The 2177-nt window shown below is 67.2% G+C and carries 2 protein-coding genes and 1 pseudogene; all 3 read left to right on the top strand.

Annotated elements, in window-relative coordinates; translation table 11 throughout:
* A partial coding sequence (locus WA944_RS24505; RefSeq protein ID WP_526647434.1) for an NlpC/P60 family protein occupies positions 1-590 on the top strand: 590 nt, incomplete at its 5' end.
* Entirely contained in the window at positions 590-1279 is a 690-nt protein-coding gene (ripB, locus tag WA944_RS24500) for an NlpC/P60 family peptidoglycan endopeptidase RipB (RefSeq protein WP_526647435.1), read from the top strand. The genes WA944_RS24505 and ripB, both read left to right, overlap by 1 nt.
* 174 nt (positions 1280-1453) lie before the next feature.
* Positions 1454-2177 (top strand): annotated as a pseudogene (gene moxR1, locus WA944_RS24495) (chaperone MoxR1); the annotation flags it as partial.

Here is a 2177-nt window from a genome sequence, read left to right as displayed (position 1 = left end):
TGACCCTGCCCCAGATCCCGAGCGCCTTCGTCAGCGGCGACCCGATCCAGATCATCAACGCGGTGATCAAGATCATCACCACGTCGCTGGAGGTCACCGCCAGTCTCGGCCGCAAGTTCCTGCAGAGCATCGGACTGCTGCCGACAGAGACCGGCATCACCAACGGTGCCATCCCGGCGGTGGCGGGTCCGCAGGCCACCGAGTTGGTGATCCGACGCGGCATGTCCCAGATGGGGGTGCCCTACTCGTGGGGTGGCGGCAACGCTGCCGGCCCCAGCCGTGGCATCGACCGTGGCGCAGGCACCGTCGGGTTCGACTGCTCGGGCCTGATGCTCTACATGTTCGCCGGCGTCGGCATCAAGCTCGACCACTACTCGGGGTCGCAGTACAACGCGGGCCGCAAGATCCCTTCGTCCCAGATGCGCCGCGGAGACATGATCTTCTACGGTCCCAACGCCAGCCAGCACGTGGCGATGTACCTCGGTAACGGGCAGATGCTCGAGGCGCCCTACACCGGATCGGTGGTCAAGATCTCGCCGGTGCGCACCAGCGGCATGACCCCGTTCGTCACCCGAATGATCGAGTGGTGATCGCGCTGCGCCGCCTGGTTCTCGTCCTGCTCACCGTCGGCGCCGTGCTGTTGGCGCCGGTCGCCCCGGCGTCCGCGCAGCCCGCGGCCGGCCAGTGGGATCCGACGCTGCCCAAGATCCTCAGCGCGGGCGCGCCGGGTGATCCGTTGTCCATCGCCAACGCCTCGCTCGCCGCGACCGCGCAGGCCACCCAGGTCACGATGAACCTGGGCCGCAAGTTCCTGCAGAGCATCGGTCTGGCGCCCGCGGACGCGCCGGCCGGCGTCGCGCCGGGAATGGTGCGGGGCCCGGCAGCCATCGAATACGTCATCCGCCGCGGCGGCTCCCAGATCGGCACTCCGTACTCCTGGGGCGGCGGCAAGCCGAGCGGGCCGAGCACCGGAGTCGACTCCGGGGCCAACACGGTCGGTTACGACTGCTCTGGTTTCACCCAGTTCTCCTTTTCCGGGGTCGGGGTGCTGATCCCCAAGTACTCCGGAGATCAGTACAACGCCGGCCGCAAGGTCCCGGTGAACCAGGCCAAGCGCGGGGATCTGCTGTTCTGGGGCCCCGGCGGCACTCAGCACGTGGCCATCTACCTCGGTGGCGGCAAGATGCTCGAATCGGCGAGCAGCGTGGGCAGCGTGAGTGTGAACCCGCTGCGCACCGCGGGACTGCAACCCTATGCCGTCCGCGTCATCGAATCCTGAGTGTGGCCTGAGTTAAACCTGAGCACCACTGGTGAATACCGGCGCGCAGCGGCTCTCACCCCGGGCAGCGTCGACGGATTCAGAAGCAACTGGAATAGTTGACGACGAGCGCGCGGCCACAACCGGCCGGCGCCGCACAGACCACCATGTACTGCGCATGTGGAAGGAACGTTGATGACCTCACCGAGTGGGCCGCCTCAGGGCGCTGGAGGATATTCCGGGCAGGCGCCGGCACAGGGCTACTCCGCGGGTGCTCACGCCGCTCCCAACTCCAACGGTGGGCTGCAACACGAGGTGCACACCCTCGAGCGGGCGATCTTCGAGGTGAAGCGGATCATCGTCGGCCAGGACCTGCTCGTCGAGCGGATGCTGGTCGGGCTGCTGGCCAAGGGCCATGTGCTGCTCGAAGGCGTGCCCGGGGTGGCCAAGACGCTGGCGGTCGAGACGTTCGCCAAGGTGGTCGGCGGCACCTTCGCCCGCATCCAGTTCACCCCTGACCTGGTGCCCACCGACATCGTCGGCACCCGGATCTACCGTGCGGGCAAGGAGGAGTTCGATATCGAACTCGGCCCGGTGGTGGTCAACTTCCTGCTCGCCGACGAGATCAACCGCGCCCCGGCCAAGGTGCAGTCCGCACTGCTGGAGGTGATGGCCGAGCGCAAGATCTCCATCGGCGGCAAGACCTTTCCGCTGCCCAGCCCTTTCCTCGTGATGGCCACCCAGAACCCGATCGAGCAGGAAGGTGTCTACCAGCTACCCGAGGCTCAGCGCGACCGCTTCCTGTTCAAGCTCAACGTCGACTACCCGTCGCCCGAGGAAGAGCGCGAGATCATCTACCGGATGGGTGTCAAGCCGCCGGAGGCCAAGGCGATCCTGTCCACCCAGGACCTGCTGCGCC

Source organism: Mycobacterium sp. (assembly GCF_049683355.1).
GTDB lineage: Bacteria > Actinomycetota > Actinomycetes > Mycobacteriales > Mycobacteriaceae > Mycobacterium.
The sequence above is the reverse complement of the archived record's forward strand: the minus strand, read 5'-3'. Positions and strand labels throughout refer to the sequence as shown.